We start from the raw sequence: 14685 nt of genomic DNA on the forward strand, positions 1-14685 counted from the left end.
GCGGTCGTGGCACGCGAGGACCAGAAGAGCGACAGGCACCTCGTGGTGTATGTGGTGCCCGCCCCGAATGCCGCAGCGGCCGATGACGGCGCTCAGGTGGACGAATGGCGCCAGGTCCACGACGCAGGTTATGCCGATCCAGGCGAGGGGCCGTGGGGCGAGGACTTCCGGGGCTGGAACTCCAGCTACTCAGGTGAGCCGATTCCGCTGGGGCAGATGCGGGAGTGGCGGGACGCGGCGGTGGCGCAGGTGCTGCGGTTCGGGCCGCGGCGGGTGCTGGAGATCGGTGTGGGTTCCGGTCTGCTCCTCGCGAAGATCGTCGGCGAGGTCGAGGAGTACTGGGGCACGGACATCTCCGCGACGGTCGTGGACCGGGTCCGGGCGCAGGCCGAGCAGGCCGGCCACGGTGACCGCGTCCACCTGAGCGTCCAACCGGCCCACGATGTCTCCGGACTGCCCAAGGAAGCGTTCGACACCATTGTCCTCAACTCGGTGGCGCAGTACTTCCCCGGCGCCGACTACCTGGACCAAGTCCTGTGCCAGGCCATGGAACTCCTCGCGCCCGGAGGCCGCGTCATCGTCGGTGACGTCCGCAACGCCTCAACCCTGCGCCTTCTGCAAACCGCGGTACAGCGGGCAGCACACCCTCACGCCTCACGCGAGGAAGTGCGGGCGTTGGTGGAACAGGCACTGCTCGCCGAACAGGAGTTGGTGGTCGCCCCGGAGTGGTTCGTCGAATGGGCGGCGGACCGGCCCGTCGGGGTCGACATCCGGCTGAAGGCGGGGCAGGCACACAACGAGTTGACCCGGCACCGCTACGAAGTCATCCTCCACAAACAACCCACCGACATGTTCGACCTGACCCGTGTGCCCACTGTGCCGTGGGGCCGGGAGGTGTCCGACCTGGCCGGCCTCGGCGGCTGCGTGGACCGGGCCGACGGCGGCCCGGTGCGCGTGACCGGGATACCCAACGCACGGCTCGCGGAGGAGGCCGCCGCCGGCGTGCTGCGTGCGGACACCCGCTCCGGCGGGCCGGTCGATCCGGAGGACCTCGCCGCATGGGCACGGCAGCAGGGCCGGGACGCGGTCATCACCTGGTCGGGCGAGACCGCTCACAACTTCGACGCGATCCTCCTCCCCGAACAGCGAACCGGGCAGCGGACCGTCTCCGGAGGATTCGTCCCCAGCGCCGCGGTCGCGCGGACCCGGGCGAACAACCCCGCCCTCGCCAAGACCGTCGGCCCCCTGCTCGCGGAACTCCGCCAACACCTCCGCACGCACCTGCCGGACTACATGGTCCCGGCCACGGGGGTACCGCTCTCGGAGCTTCCGCTGAACCCGGCCGGGAAGCTGGACCGGCGAACGCTGCCGTCGAAGCACACGACCACCGTCAGCAGCCGAGGGCCGCGCAACTCCCATGAAGAGAAGCTGTGTGTCCTCTTCAGCGAGCTGCTGGGCCTGGAACGGGTAGGCATCGACGACAGCTTCTTCGAGCTCGGCGGACACTCCCTGCTCGCCACCCGGCTCAGCGCCCGCATTCTCAAGCAGTTCGGCGTCGACATACCCCTCAGGGCGATCACCGAGCACCCCACGGTGGCCGATCTGGCCGCTCTGGGGCTTGTCGGCGGTACTCCTGACGACCGCGCCGACTCGTTCGCGGTCGTGCTGCCGCTGAACAGGGATCCCGGCACGGGCAAGCCGCCGGTGTGGTTCTTCCACGGCGGCGGCGGCCTCGGCTGGCCGTACTTCACCTTCGCGCCGCACCTGGACCGGCCTGCCTACGCCCTGCAGTCCCGCGGATCCAACGGCAAGGACCCAGTGGCGGGCTCGGTGCAGGAGATGGTCGACGACTATCTCACCCAGATTCTCAGGACCCAGCCGGGAGGGCCGTACTACCTGATCGGCTGGTCTTTCGGCGGTCCGGTCGCGCACGCCGTCGCGGAGGCACTTGACCGGCGTGGGCATGAGGTCGCCCTCTTGGCCGTCCTTGATACCCAGCCGGCGACCCCCGATCCGGAGAGCGGGTTCAAGCAAGTGGCCGGCAAGACGGCGGCGGAGTACCGGGCGGCGGTCGAGGACGTTCTCAGGGAGGTGATGAGCACCGACAACCTGGACAGCTTCCTGGAGAACATGTCGAACGTCGGCGCCAACAACCTGAACAGGATGGCCACGTTCGAATCACCGGTCTACCGCGGCGAACTGCTGTATTTCAACGCGACGTTGGACAAGACCGAGGAGACGACGTCGTACGGGCCCGGCTGGCGGCCATACGTCCTCGGCTCCCTGGAGGAGTACGACGTGGAGGCCACGCACCACGACCTGCACATGCCCAAGCCCGCGGGCCAGATCATGAAGGTCATCACCCGCAAGCTGGCGGAGGAGTGACAGGGAAGGCGCGGCTATCGCTGGGCACGGACCATCCGTTTCGTGACAGTGACCTCCGGAACCGGTTCAACGAACCATCGAAAGAAGGGAACCGCCATGTCCGACCTCGCCACCAAGTGGGGAGTGGACGAGAGCCGCTTCTGGTTACACGGCCGAATGCCGCAGGAGATCGTACGGTTCGACGAGCAGGCGGGTCTGTGGAACGTCTACGGTCACGCCGAGGCGCTCGCGATTTTCGCGGATCCGGCAACGTACTCGTCCGACACCGCGCGGGTGTTCCTCACGGACTCCGACGCCGACCACGGGCCGGTGCTGGTGGGCCTTGACGTGCCCGACGCCCTGGATACGGACACGGGTCACGGGGGTGTGCGCAGTGGAGTCCCAGCGGCAGCCGTCACCGTCCTTGGGAAAGTCCACCGTGTCGAACCAGTTCACCCCACGAAAACGCGGATACCCGGGCGTCTCACCAGCCTCGACCCGGCGGAAGAACGCCTGGAACGCCTTGTCCAGCCGACGCAGGGTGGCCTGCTGCGAGCTGAACGACCAGCGGCCCTGACGCTCCGGATCGAGCGCCCTGATCTCCTTGAGCTGCGCCGACTGCTGCCCGTACCTGACGCTCGTCCTCGAAGCATGGCGATAGGCGTCCCGGCGTTCCTGCAACGCCGCGTTGCAGAGCGAGCAGTGATCGGCCGGCATCGCGGCGAGCACAGCGGCCTGGCCCCCAGTGGGCCGCATGAGGAACTTGTACGCACGAATCATCCGACCCACCCCCCTTCGCCCAATGTGTGATCAACCTAGCGGAGGCCACTGACAACGCAGCCAACTCCGGCGCTACACGCCGCCAGGCCCAGGATGGGGATGCCCTCGCCCGCTGTAGCCGGGGATACCACGCAAGACCAGGGATGGGAGGAAACTCCTTTCGCTTGCAGATTCGCAAGCGAGGTGGAGCACCGTGACCTGGGAGGGGCCGTTCGCGCGCTCGGCCGCGGCCGTCGGCCTGACGGGCAGGTCACCCTTCGGGCACCGGCTCCGGTGACGGCTCGCTGAGCTGCTCGCGCACGTAGTTCCACACCACCGCGATCAGCGCGGCGATCGGTACGGCGAGCAGACTGCCCACGATGCCGGCCAGACTGCCGCCCAATGTCACCGCCAGCAGGATCACGGTCGCGTGGAGGCCGAGTCCCCGACTCTGGATCATGGGCTGGAACACGTTCCCCTCCAGCTGCTGCACCACGATGATGATGGCCAGCACGATCAGCGCGTCCGTCAGACCGTTGAAGACCAACGCGATGAGGACGGCGACGAAGCCGGCGAACAGGGCGCCGATGATCGGCACGAACGCGGAGACGAACGTCAGCACCGCCAGCGGGAGCACCAGCGGCACCCCCACAACCCACAGGCCCAGGCCGATCAGAACGGCGTCGAGCAGGCCGACGGCCGCCTGGGAACGTACGAAGGAGCCCAGGGTCGCCCAGCCACGAGCGGCGACGGTGGGGATGTCGGTGGCGAGCCGGCCGGGCAGTTGACGGGCGAGCCACGGCAGGAAGCGCGGGCCGTCCTTGAGGAAGAAGAACATCAGGAAGAGCGCCAGCACGGCGGTGACCAGACCGTTGACGATGGTGCTCACTCCCGTGATCACAGTGCTGACCATGCTGCCGAGGCCGTCCTGAGCGCGGGCGACCGCGCTGTCCATGGCCTTGGTGATGTCGTCGTCGCCGATGTTCAACGGCGGCCCGGAGGCCCAGTCACGCAGCTTCTGGATGCCTTCGACCACGCCGTCGGTCAGCTCACCGGACTGGGACGCCACCGGTATGGCGATCAGTGCCACGACGCCACCTGCGACGAGGAGGGACAGCACGGTCACGGCCGACGCGGCGAGGGCGGGCTTCCATCCGTGACGACGCAGAAAACGAGCCAGGGGCCAGGTCAGTGTGGTCAGCAGCAGGCCGACGACGAGCGGCCACACCACCGACCACATCCGGCCCAGAAGCCATAGAGACACCGCGAGCATCGCGAATATCAGCAGCAACTCCGCAGAAAAACGTGCCGATGTGCGCAGCGCGGCACGGGCCTTCGTGGAACTCATGGTGGCAGTCACGGAGGCACCCTATTGGCACGGCTGCCGACCGGAGGACCTGGGCTGTCGAACCCACCGGTCGGTGAGGCACCGGCACTTCGCGCTCTTGTGTGGCAGAGCTCCAGGCAGGCGCCTGATTCGGCAGGCGCCCGAGCCGGTCGTCTTGTGACTTCGTGTGGGGCAACCCTCGTTGAGCCGTCGGAAGTACTGATACGACGGGCACGGCCCCGGAGTTCCTGGACGTGCCTTCAACGGCGGGTTGGCCATCGTCATGGCCGGCTGAGCCCTCGGCTCGACGGCTTGGCCGATGCGATCGCTTCGGTCACCGACACGCGTACATCCCCCGCGTGTCGGAGGCCGTCATCAGCAGCGCAGTCGGAGCACGGCTCGCGCTGCCCACAGCCCGTACCGGGCGGAGCTCACTCTCCGCCCGGTACGGGCCCAAAGCGGACGTGACCACTCACCCCCGGAGGGACGGTCCCGCACCTTGGTCCCGCCTGTGCCACATGCGTGCCCTCCACGCACCTACGGGCGAGACCGTACGGCGCGCCCGCATGCGGACGGAGGTGGCCCCGGTCAAGCTCCGTGCGTGCCGGGCGCGGATTGTTCGCCCGAGCCGCGGACGATCAGCCGGGTGGGGACGGTGATGGTGCGGGCGCGGGTGCGGTCGCCGTCGAGTCGGGTCAGCGCGGTGGTCGCGGCTGCTCTGCCGAGTTCCTCCGCGTCCTGGGCGACGACGGTCAGGGCCGGTTCGAGTGCCTCGGCGAGTGAGACGTCGTCGAAGGCGACGACGGCGACGTCCTTGCGCTTGCTGCGGGCCAGTTCGGCGACGATGCCCAGCGCCATGATGTTGTTGCCGGCGAACAGGGCGGTGGGGGGATCGGCCAGGCCGAGGAGTTGGGCGGTCGCGGCCTCGGCCCCTTGCTGGTCGTGGGCGTTGGCGACGAGCGAGCGGTCGTAGGGAATGTCGGCCTCCTGCAGCGCCGAGCGGTACCCGGCCAGGCGCTCGCGGCGGGTGTACAGCTTCACGGGCAGGTCGCCGAGGAAGCCGATGCGCCGGTGGCCGTGGGCGACGAGGTGGGCGACGCCGTCATGAGCTCCCGCGCGGTTGGAGCTGACGATGCTGTCCGTGGCGAGGCCGACTCCGGGTCGGTCGAGGAAGACCACGGGCAGTCCCGCCGTACGGTGGGACTTGAGGTGGGAGTGGTCGGCGCCGACGGACGGCACGACGATCAGGATGCTGACGCGGCGGGCCAGGAACTTGTCCGTCAGGGCGCGTTCGCGGTCGGGGCCGTCCGCGGAGGAGCCCATGAGCAGCGTCAGTCCGCGTTCGATGACGGTGTCCTCGATGGCGCGGGCCACGGCTCCGAAGAAGGGGTTGGCGAGGTCGGGGATGACCAGGCCGATTGTGGTGTCGGGGCCACCGACTCGGATGTTGCGTGCCATGAGGTTCGGCTGGAAGCCGAGTTTGGCGACGGCGGCGAGCACCTGTTCCCTGGTCCGGGCCGAGGCGGGCCCGTCCTCGTTGAGGACGCGGGAGACCGTTTTGGCGCTGACGCCCACTTCTCGGGCCACGTCGGCCAGGGTGGGGCGGCGGGTCGCTGCCATGGGGGGACCGTTTCTTGTGGGCTCGCCGGTTCCGGCCGCGATGGACGGCCGGAACCGGCGAGCGCTGAGTCAGTGGGCTTGGACTCCGGCGGCTTTTGCGGCCTTGGAATCCGCTACGACAGTATCTCCGGCCTCGTCGATGCTGAGTGCGCCGGTCATGATGGCGACGACCTCCGCCATGGAGTAGTCGGAGGGCTTGATCACGGCGGCGCGCCTGCCCAGACGGTGGACGTGGATCCGGTCGGCTATCTCGAAGACGTGCGGCATGTTGTGGCTGATCAGGACGACCGGCATGCCCTTGTCGCGGACGCGGCGGATGAGGTCCAGCACCTGCCCGGACTCCTTGACGCCCAGGGCGGCGGTGGGTTCGTCCATGACGACGACACTGCTGGCCCAGGCGACGGACCGGGCGACCGCCACGGCCTGCCGCTGTCCGCCGGAGAGAGTCTCCACCGACTGCGTCAGCGAGCGCAGACCGATCTTGAGGTCGGCCATGTGCTCGGCGGCCTCCTGGCGCATGCGCTTCTTGTCCAGCATGCGGAAGACACTGCCGAGGACGCCGGGACGGCGCAGCTCGCGCCCGAGGAACACGTTCGAGGCGATGTCCATGGAGGCGGCCACGGCGAGGTCCTGATACACCGTCTCGATGCCGTGGGCGCGGGCACTTTGCGGACCGGAGAAGGTGATGGGCTTCCCGTTGAGCCGTATCTCGCCCGCGTCGGGGATCACCGCGCCGGTGAGAGCCTTGATCAGACTGGTCTTGCCGGCGCCGTTGTCGCCGATGACGGCCAGGACCTCGCCGGGGAGCAGGTCGAAGTCGGCGCCGTCGATGGCGGTGACCTGGCCGTACCGCTTGAACAGACCGCGGGCCTGCAGCACGGGCGTGGGGGAGGAGGTGGCGGTCATCGGGCCTTCTTCCGGGAGAGCTGGTCGACGGTCACCGCGAGGATCACCAGGACGCCGGTGATCAGGGTCTGGTAGATGGAGGCGACGCCCATCAGCTGCAGGCCGTTGCGGAAGACGCCGACGATGAGGACGCCGATGAAGGTGCCCAGGACCGAGCCGCGGCCGCCGAAGAGGCTGGTGCCGCCGAGCACCACGGCGGTGATGCTGTCGAGGTTGTCGGTCTGGCCGGCCTGGGGGTCGCCGACGCCGGTGCGGGAGATGAGCAGCAGGGCGGCGATGCCGTACAGCAGGCCGGCCACGGTGTAGACGCCGATGGTCAGCCGGGAGGTGCGGATGCCGTTCAGCCGAGCCGCTTCCGGGCTGTTGCCCAGCGCGTAGACGTGCTGGCCCCAGCCGGTGCTGCTCAGCGCGTACGCGAGGAGGAGGAACAGGGCGATGGTGACCAGTGAGCCGTAGGTGATGTCGGTGTTGCCGAGCGGGAAGGTCTGCCCGAGGGCCGTCAGCGGGCCGGGCAGGCTGCTGACGGTCTGCTCCTCGGAGTAGATGTGGGTCAGCGCGAACGCCACGTTGAGCATGCCGAGCGTGACGATGAACGGGGGCAGCGGGATCTTCTGCACCAGCAGTCCGTTGAGCAGGCCGAAGCCGCCGCAGACAGCTATGCCCAGAGCGATGGCGGCGAGCGGGGGCAGGGAGCCCTCGGCTGCCATCTTGGCGATCACGATGCTGCCGAAAGCCATCACGGCACCGCACGACAGGTCGATGCCCGCCGTGAGGATGATCAGGGTCTGTCCGATGGCGAGGGTGCCGACGACCATGACCTGCTGCACGATCAGGGAGAAGTTCCCGCCGGTGAGGAACTGGTCGGTCGAGAGGGAGAAGAAGGCGCAGGCCAGGAGGAGGGCGACCAGCGGGCCGGTGGTCGGTGCCGTGAGCAGTCTGCGGACCGTGGTCGGTGCTTTGAGCTCCGAGTACGGCGTGGTCGTGGCTGACATACGAAGTCCTTGTCGGAAGACGGTTGCCCTTGTCGGCGGACGGGGCACAGGTCCCCGCCGCCGGGACAAGGGAGGCGGCCGTCCCTGGTCGGGGAGGCGGGCCGGCCGCCCCGCTGAGGGGAGTGGCGGCGTCGTACGGTCCTGGGAGAGGCGTCGTACGGTCCTGGGGAGCGGCTCAGCCCCAGCAGTTCTCCAGGCCGTACGCGGTGTCCTTGGACGTGACCCCGTCCTGCGCCTTGTCGGTGATCAGCGTGACGCCGGTGTCGGTGTAACCGGACGCCTTCTTGCCGTCCTTGGCGAACGTCACGACAGCCTTGACGCCCTCGGCGGCCATCTTCAGCGGGTACTGCTGCGACGTCGCGGCGATCCTGCCGTCCTTGACGGCCTTGGTCCCGGTGCAGCCGCCGTCGACGGAGACGATCAGGACGTCCTTCTCCCGGCCCTTGGCCTTCAGAGCGGTGTACGCGCCCAGGGCCGCGGGCTCGTTGATGGTGTAGACGACATTGATGCCGGGTTCCTTCTGGAGGCAGTTCTCCATCGCGGTCTGGCCCTTGGCCTGGTCGCCGCCGGTGTCCTGGGCGCACACGACGTCCTTGTCGGTGGCGCCGAAGCCCTTCAGGAAACCGTTGTGCCGCTGGACGCCGACGGAGACGCCCGGCGCGAGGTCGAGGGCGGCTATCTTCGCCGACTTGCCCTTCATGGCGGCCTTGGCGTACTCGCCGATCAGCTCGCCGGCCTTGAGGTTGTCGGTGGCGAAGAGGGCGTCGACCGCGCTCTCCGGTTCGGTCGGGGTGTCCAGGGCGATGACCAGGACACCCTTGGCGCGGGCCTTCTCGATCGCGGGCACGATGGCCTTGGAGTCGCTCGGGGTGATCAGGATGCCCTTCACACCGGCGGCGACCATGTTCTCGATGGCGGTGACCTGTCCGGCGTTGTCTCCGTCGAACTTGCCCGCGGCAGTGGAAAGTTGGGCGCCGTTCTCCTTGGCCGCCTTCTCCGCGCCCTCCTTCATCTTCACGAAGAACGGGTTGGTGTCGGTCTTGGTGATCAGACCGACCTTGACGCTGTCCGAACCGGAGCTCGCGGTGCCCGAACCGGATCCGGATCCACAGGCGGTCAGGGCGAGGGCTGCGACACCCGTGCAGGCGGCGACTCTGAGCAAGGAGGAGGGCAGACGAGAGATGCGTGACATGAACGACTCCTGCGGGATTGCGGGCGATCGGCCGGCATCGGGGCATGCCGTCCCTCGGTGTCATCGTTGACTTATGTCATCGTTGACACTGCATGGCGAGGATGATGGACTCCGGTCCCCGGCAACGTCAATGCCTTGTACCCGTCACAAATCGGCAACGCCCGCATCCGTCGCCTGCCCGAAGCCTTTCAGCGGCTGCCCGGGACGTGCCCGTTTCTGCCCGCGCCTTCCGAGAGAAGAGCAGCCCATGAGCCCGTGTCAGATCACCGTCCCGGGGGAGCACGTCGGGGACGCCTTCACCGAACCGGCGAATGCCTCGAACGAGCTCGACCTGCGGGTGCTGCCCAGCTGCGGACCTGCGAATACGGCGGTGGCCCTGACCCGGCTGGACACACCGGCCCAGTTCCTCGCACGCCTGTCCGGCGATGTGTTCGGCCGACTGTTACGGGCCCACCTGGAGGCGTCCGGCGTCGACCTGCCGTACGCCGTCGTCGCCGCCGAGTCCAGCACGCTGGGCGTGGCGGAGCTGGACGCACAGGGGCAGGCCGCGTTCTCCCTCCACGCGCAGAACACGGCCGACTGGCAGTGACTCCAGGGGAACTGGCAAGGGTCGACCTGTCCGGAACGGCCCGTGTGCGCACTGGGTCGCCGGCGGTGGTCCGTGAGCGCGGCGGGGCAGTGGTGGAGGAGTTCCTGGATGCTGCCGCTCCGCGGGCCACCATCAGCATCGATCCCAACGTCCGGCCGCTGCTGGTGCCCCCCGCCAGTTGGCGCAGCTCACGTACGCCGGCGGCGCGTGACCGGTGGGTGGGTGGCGCCGGGCAATTGCGGCCGAACCGTTGACGCGTTGGCCGGAGTGCGCTCATTATCGGGCCCACTCGATGTCATCGATGACACCCTTGGTGGGCGATGTGGACGACGACGCCGGCCAGGGCGTCACTTCTCGGTCCGTCTGCGCCGGGACAGCAGACACCGCTGCGCGTACGGCCGCAGCACAGGAGACCCCTGATGAGACCTGGACGTGTATCCCGGCATGTCCGCACCCGTCCACCGGTGGCGGTGGCGACGCTCTGCGCCCTGTCCTCCGCATCTCTCGCCCGCAGGCCGTGGCGTCCGCCACCTCGCCGCACTCCGAGACCTACCGCCTCCAGCCCGACTTCGCTCAGGAGAAGAACTGAATGAACGACCCCAACGGGCTCGTGTACTACAAGGGCGAGTACCACCCGACCGCCGTGGAACTCCGCGTCGACGGCAAGCTGGTCCAGCCGGCCTCCCAGGAGACGTCCGTCAGCCAGATCGTCGCCGGCGAAGTCGTCCGCAGCGCCACCGGCGACGTGGGCTTCAACACCCGCCGGTCAGGTCGTGCAAGTCTTCGCCGGGAACGGCTCGGTGAAGCCGGGAAAAGCCGTTGTACGGCACCCTGGACTCCGCCCATGACTGACGCTCCACCCACGACCGACAAGGACACCAGACCGTGAAGAAGACCCTGCTCGCCGAGTTCACCGCCCGCGAGGGAACGGAGGCCGAAGTCGCCCGCCTGATCGGGGACTACGCCCGGACGGTGCGCGAGGAAGAAGGCAACCTCGCCTTCGACGTCTACACCAGGGCGGCCAACCCGCGTGGCTTCTGGATCTTCGAGGTGTACCGGGACGAGGACGCCTTCCAGGCGCACCTGAACGCCCCGTACGGAGGCCCTTTCAACGCCGCGCTCACCCCGCTGATCGAGGAGGACGCCTCCGTGCTGACGTTCCTCGATCCGCTGGCCACGAATCTGTAGCGAGCTGTTGACATGGGCCACTTGAAGCAGCTCTCGTAACACCAGTTGAAGCGGCTCCGCGGCTCGCGAGGCTTCAGTCCCATTCCGGTTCCTCCTCCGTGAGGTGGGGCCGAGAGCTTCCTCGGACCACGGGCACGAAGCGCACCGGGCGGTCGTGCCAGACGAACCTGTACGGCCCGGCCGCGAGGGGGAGCGTGAACTCCTCGCCGTTCTTAGTGTTCTGACGGGCTCGCTCCATCCGTCGGACGGCCAGTCCCGGATGGAGCCGACCAACACTCCGACTTGGGTGCCACCGGTTCCGTTACGCGTTTTGTGCGCCAGGTGAGGGTGCCGTCCTCGCTGATGCCTCAGTCCTCGGCGAGGGCTTCGGCGATCGGCATGCCGCCGCCGACTCTCCTCGTCGGCGGCAGAATTCTTCATCTGAGGGCGGCCCGCCGTTCTGCTGCGGTGACGGAAGCTCCGTTCGCCCGCACAGTGCGAAATGCGCCACCGCGCTCGCGCATCAAGGCACGGCAGAGCCATTGAGCCTGTTCCAACTTCAGGCTGACGTGAAGTGCTTCGTGAGGACAAACCCCGAGTCGCAGTCGAACAACGCGACCGCGTCATCACGCCGCTGGGCCGTCGCGAAGTACGCCGCGCACGGTGTCGAGCCGTACCCCCGGTTCGAATTCCGGCAGCCACCACGTCGCGCCGGCCGTCGCGTACGGTTCGGGATCGACACCGAGCGGCAGACCGACGGCGATGTCGTACGAGGCCATCTCGCCGTGGCGCAGTTCGGTGAGGGTGCCGACGGCCTCGGCGAGCTGGTCCGGGTGCCCGAGATTTGCAGGGAAGAAGCCGTCGAGCCGGGCGGCCCGGCGGATCGGCTTGGCGTTGCCCGGGAATCCGGCGGCCCACACCGACACGCCGGGCCGCTGAACCGGCCGCGGGAGGAACGCGATGTCGTCGACGGTGTAGTGCTCGCCGCGGTGGCGCACCGGCTCGCCGGACCAGGCGGCCAGGATCGCCAAGGACTCGTCGAGCATCTGCCCGCGCCGCCGGTCGTCGAGCTGCTCGCCGGTCCTGGACAGCTCGCCGGCGAACCGGTCACTGCCGAGGCCGACCCCGAGGGTGAGGCGGGCGTCGCTGAGCCGGTCCAGTGTCGCGGTCTCCCGCGCGACCTTGGCCGGCCGTCGACGGGCAAGCGGTGACACCATCGGGCCGAGCCGGAGCCGCTCGGTCGCGGTCGCGATCGCCGCCAGCGCGCTCCACGGGTCGGCGACCTGTCGGACCGGCGTCGGACCGGCGCCCGCCAGCACAGCTGATCCCATACGAAGCAACCGTCCCACCCGGTTTCCTCCGCGTCGGCGGCGAGACGCGCAACCACCCGCGGGTCGGCCAGGTCCTCGAAGAGCGGCAGCCAGAGTGCTGACCGCAGCCCGAGCGGCAACCTCTTCCCGTCCGGAACCGCGAAGACCCGCCCCGAGATCTATGCGATGGGCTTCCGCAACCCCTTCCGCATGAGCGTCGACAAGGCCACAGGCATCGCCTATCTCGGCGACTACGGCCCTGACGCCGGCACCGCCAGCCCCACGCGCGGAGCCGGCGGGCAGGTGGAGTTCAACCGGATCACCAAGGCCGGCAACTTCGGCTGGCCGTACTGCACCGGCGACAACGACGCCTACATCGACTACAACTTCGCCACCGGCGCCTCCGGTGCCGCCTTCAACTGCGCGGCGCCCACGAACAGTTCACCAAACAACACCGGCCTCGCCGGCCTGCCTCCCGTCCAGCCCGCCTGGATCCCCTACGACGGCGGATCCGTACCGGAGTTCGGCAACGGCTCGGAGTCCCCGATGGGCGGCCCGGTCTACCGCTACGACGCCGCCTCAACCTCCGAGGTCAAGTTCCCGCAGGAGTACGACGGCGACTACTTCGCCGGGGAGTTCGGCCGCCGCTGGATCAAGCGCATCGAGTCCGGGACCGACGGCACCGTACAGTCCATCAACCCCTTCCCCTGGAGCGGCACCCAGGTGATGGACACGGCCTTCGGCCCCGACGGCGCCCTGTACGTCCTCGACTACGGCACCGGCTACTTCAGCGGCGACGAGAACTCCGCCCTGTACCGCATCGAGCACGTCACCGACGGGCTCGCCCCGACCGCGCAGGCGAAGGCCGATGTCACCTCGGGCAAGGCGCCCCTGGCCGTCTCGTTCTCCTCGGCCGGCAGCTCCGACCCGGACGGCGGTGCCCTGAGCTACGCCTGGACCTTCGGCGACGGCGCAACCTCCACCGCCGCCAACCCCTCCCACACCTACGCGGCCAACGGCCAGTACACGGCCACGCTCAAGGTCACGGACACCACCGGCAAGTCCGCGACCGCCTCCTTACAGATCACGGTGGGGAACACCGCGCCCACGGTGAAGCTCGACCTGCCCTCGGACGGAAGCATCCACGACTTCGGCGACGCCATCCCGTTCAAGGTGACGGTGACCGACCCCGAGGACGGCACGATCGACTGCACCAGGGTGAAGGTCACCTTCATCGTCGGACACGACAGCCACGGCCATCCGCAGACCTCGACCACCGGATGCAACGGCACACTCCAGACCCTGGCGGACGGCGAACACGACCCCAACGCCAACATCTTCGGAGTGATCGACGCCGAGTACACCGACAAGGGCGCCGGCGGCCAGCCCGCGCTGACCACACACGACCAGCACGTCGCCCAGCCCAGCCACCGGCAGGGCGAGCACTACGGCGCCTCCGCCGGTGTCGACGTCATCTCCCACGGTCCCGCACACGGCGGGAAGACCGTCGGCAACATCGAGAACGGCGACTGGATCTCCTTCCAGCCGTACGCCCTCGGCAACGCGACACAGTTCACCGCCTGGGTCTCCTCGGCGGGCGCGGGCGGCACCATCGAGGTCCGCGCCGGATCTACGACCGGCACCCTGCTCGGCACGGCGACCGTGCCGGTGACCGGCGGGTGGGAGACCTTCCAGGACGTGACCGCCGGCCTGAGCAACCAGCCCAGCGGCTCCACCTCCCTCTACCTCGTCTTCAAGGGCGGCAGCGGCGCGCTCTTCGACGTGGGCGAGTTCTCCTTCACCACCTCGGGCGGCACCACTCGCTCGGGTGAGGTGAAGGGCGTGAACGGCAAGTGCCTGGACATCGACAACGCCCAGACCACCGACGGTACGAAGGTGCAGATCTGGACGTGCAACGGGTCCGGGGCGCAGAAGTGGTCGGTCCCCGGTGACGGCACGCTGCGGGCGCTGGGCAAGTGCCTGGACGTGTCCGAAGGAGGCACCGCGGACGGTACGAGGATCCAGCTCTGGACGTGCAACGGCTCAGGCGCGCAGAGCTGGGCGGCCCAGACCGACGGCACGGTCCGCAATCCGCAGTCCGGCAAGTGCCTGGACGCCTCGGGCGGCACCTGGAACGACGGAACCGCGGTCCATCTGTGGACCTGCCACGCCAACGCCAACCAGAAATGGACCCTGCCGTGACGAACTGACTGACCAACTGCCACGGTGCGGTGAGTCAGCGGCCTTCTCCATGTCTTCGCCCCGCTCACCGGCGTGAGCGGGGCGAAGACGCTGCGCGATCAGTTGCCGGGATGTCGTCCGTGACCGAAGGATCGCACTTCGCGGCACGCGGGCATTCCCGAGCAGCAACGGGTGGCCGCGTGCCGCGGAAGACGAACGGGAGGTGGTTTTCCCGGGCATCGTTCCACTGAGCTTCGGGCCGCAGCCATGGCCTTCCG

General features: G+C 68.8%; 10 protein-coding genes and 3 pseudogenes. 6 read left to right on the forward strand and 7 right to left on the reverse strand.

All coding sequences use genetic code 11. The features are described from left to right. A partial coding sequence (locus tag O3Q52_RS17970) for an alpha/beta fold hydrolase (protein ID WP_269649798.1) occupies positions 1 to 2385 on the forward strand: 2385 nt, incomplete at its 5' end. A 294-nt stretch (positions 2386 to 2679) separates the two neighbouring features. On the opposite strand, the pseudogene O3Q52_RS17975 reads toward O3Q52_RS17970, so the two are convergent. The 6 genes and pseudogenes from O3Q52_RS17975 to O3Q52_RS18000 form a co-directional block, all read right to left on the reverse strand. Continuing rightward, positions 2680 to 3144: pseudogene (locus O3Q52_RS17975) on the reverse strand (RNA-guided endonuclease TnpB family protein); the annotation flags it as partial. A gap of 250 nt (positions 3145 to 3394) precedes the next feature. Beyond that, the gene (locus O3Q52_RS17980) at positions 3395 to 4471 is read right to left on the reverse strand and encodes an AI-2E family transporter (protein ID WP_269649818.1); all 1077 of its coding nucleotides are present in this window, start codon (positions 4469 to 4471) and stop codon (positions 3395 to 3397) included. A 567-nt stretch (positions 4472 to 5038) separates the two neighbouring features. Then, a complete protein-coding gene (locus O3Q52_RS17985; protein WP_269649799.1) occupies positions 5039 to 6070 on the reverse strand; it encodes a LacI family DNA-binding transcriptional regulator in 1032 nt (343 codons plus the stop codon). A 69-nt stretch (positions 6071 to 6139) separates the two neighbouring features. Continuing rightward, complete coding sequence (locus O3Q52_RS17990; RefSeq protein WP_269649800.1) at positions 6140 to 6976, reverse strand: ATP-binding cassette domain-containing protein; 837 nt, start codon at positions 6974 to 6976, stop codon at positions 6140 to 6142. Next, on the reverse strand, positions 6973 to 7968 hold the full coding sequence (locus tag O3Q52_RS17995; protein ID WP_269649801.1) for an ABC transporter permease: 996 nt from the start codon (positions 7966 to 7968) through the stop codon (positions 6973 to 6975). Before O3Q52_RS17995 ends, O3Q52_RS17990 begins: the two co-directional genes overlap by 4 nt. 175 nt (positions 7969 to 8143) lie before the next feature. Further along, positions 8144 to 9160: a sugar ABC transporter substrate-binding protein gene (locus tag O3Q52_RS18000; protein WP_269649802.1), complete on the reverse strand. Its 1017-nt coding sequence runs from the start codon at positions 9158 to 9160 to the stop codon at positions 8144 to 8146. A gap of 247 nt (positions 9161 to 9407) precedes the next feature. On the opposite strand from O3Q52_RS18000, the pseudogene O3Q52_RS18005 reads away from it, so the two are divergent. The 4 genes and pseudogenes from O3Q52_RS18005 to O3Q52_RS18020 form a co-directional block, all read left to right on the forward strand. Continuing rightward, positions 9408 to 9934 (forward strand): annotated as a pseudogene (locus O3Q52_RS18005) (PfkB family carbohydrate kinase); the annotation flags it as partial. A gap of 116 nt (positions 9935 to 10050) precedes the next feature. Further along, on the forward strand, positions 10051 to 10338 hold the full coding sequence (locus O3Q52_RS18010) for a hypothetical protein (protein ID WP_269649803.1): 288 nt from the start codon (positions 10051 to 10053) through the stop codon (positions 10336 to 10338). Then, the gene (locus tag O3Q52_RS18015; RefSeq protein WP_269649804.1) at positions 10339 to 10638 is read left to right on the forward strand and encodes a hypothetical protein; all 300 of its coding nucleotides are present in this window, start codon (positions 10339 to 10341) and stop codon (positions 10636 to 10638) included. Beyond that, entirely contained in the window at positions 10635 to 10937 is a 303-nt protein-coding gene (locus O3Q52_RS18020; protein WP_269649805.1) for a putative quinol monooxygenase, read from the forward strand. Before O3Q52_RS18015 ends, O3Q52_RS18020 begins: the two co-directional genes overlap by 4 nt. A 605-nt stretch (positions 10938 to 11542) precedes the next feature. Here O3Q52_RS18020 and O3Q52_RS18025 read toward each other — a convergent pair. Further along, positions 11543 to 12247 carry an LLM class flavin-dependent oxidoreductase gene (locus O3Q52_RS18025; RefSeq protein WP_269649806.1) on the reverse strand — a complete coding sequence of 235 codons (705 nt, stop codon included), beginning with the start codon at positions 12245 to 12247 and terminating at the stop codon, positions 11543 to 11545. 108 nt (positions 12248 to 12355) lie between these two features. Here O3Q52_RS18025 and O3Q52_RS18030 point away from each other — a divergent pair. Continuing rightward, positions 12356 to 14428 (forward strand): annotated as a pseudogene (locus O3Q52_RS18030) (ricin-type beta-trefoil lectin domain protein); the annotation flags it as partial. Positions 14429 to 14685: the final 257 nt, after the last annotated feature.

Source organism: Streptomyces sp. ActVer, from assembly GCF_027270795.1.
Lineage (GTDB): Bacteria > Actinomycetota > Actinomycetes > Streptomycetales > Streptomycetaceae > Streptomyces > Streptomyces umbrinus_A.

Bases quoted from the DNA above. Each gene is read 5' to 3' on its own strand.
- O3Q52_RS17980 (WP_269649818.1), bottom strand. From the start codon at position 4,471: ATGAGTTCCACGAAGGCCCGTGCCGCGCTGCGCACATCGGCACGTTTT.
- O3Q52_RS17985 (WP_269649799.1), bottom strand. From the start codon at position 6,070: ATGGCAGCGACCCGCCGCCCCACCCTGGCCGACGTGGCCCGAGAAGTG.
- O3Q52_RS17990 (WP_269649800.1), bottom strand. From the start codon at position 6,976: ATGACCGCCACCTCCTCCCCCACGCCCGTGCTGCAGGCCCGCGGTCTG.
- O3Q52_RS17995 (WP_269649801.1), bottom strand. From the start codon at position 7,968: ATGTCAGCCACGACCACGCCGTACTCGGAGCTCAAAGCACCGACCACG.
- O3Q52_RS18000 (WP_269649802.1), bottom strand. From the start codon at position 9,160: ATGTCACGCATCTCTCGTCTGCCCTCCTCCTTGCTCAGAGTCGCCGCC.
- O3Q52_RS18010 (WP_269649803.1), top strand. From the start codon at position 10,051: ATGACACCCTTGGTGGGCGATGTGGACGACGACGCCGGCCAGGGCGTC.
- O3Q52_RS18015 (WP_269649804.1), top strand. From the start codon at position 10,339: ATGAACGACCCCAACGGGCTCGTGTACTACAAGGGCGAGTACCACCCG.
- O3Q52_RS18025 (WP_269649806.1), bottom strand. From the start codon at position 12,247: ATGGGATCAGCTGTGCTGGCGGGCGCCGGTCCGACGCCGGTCCGACAG.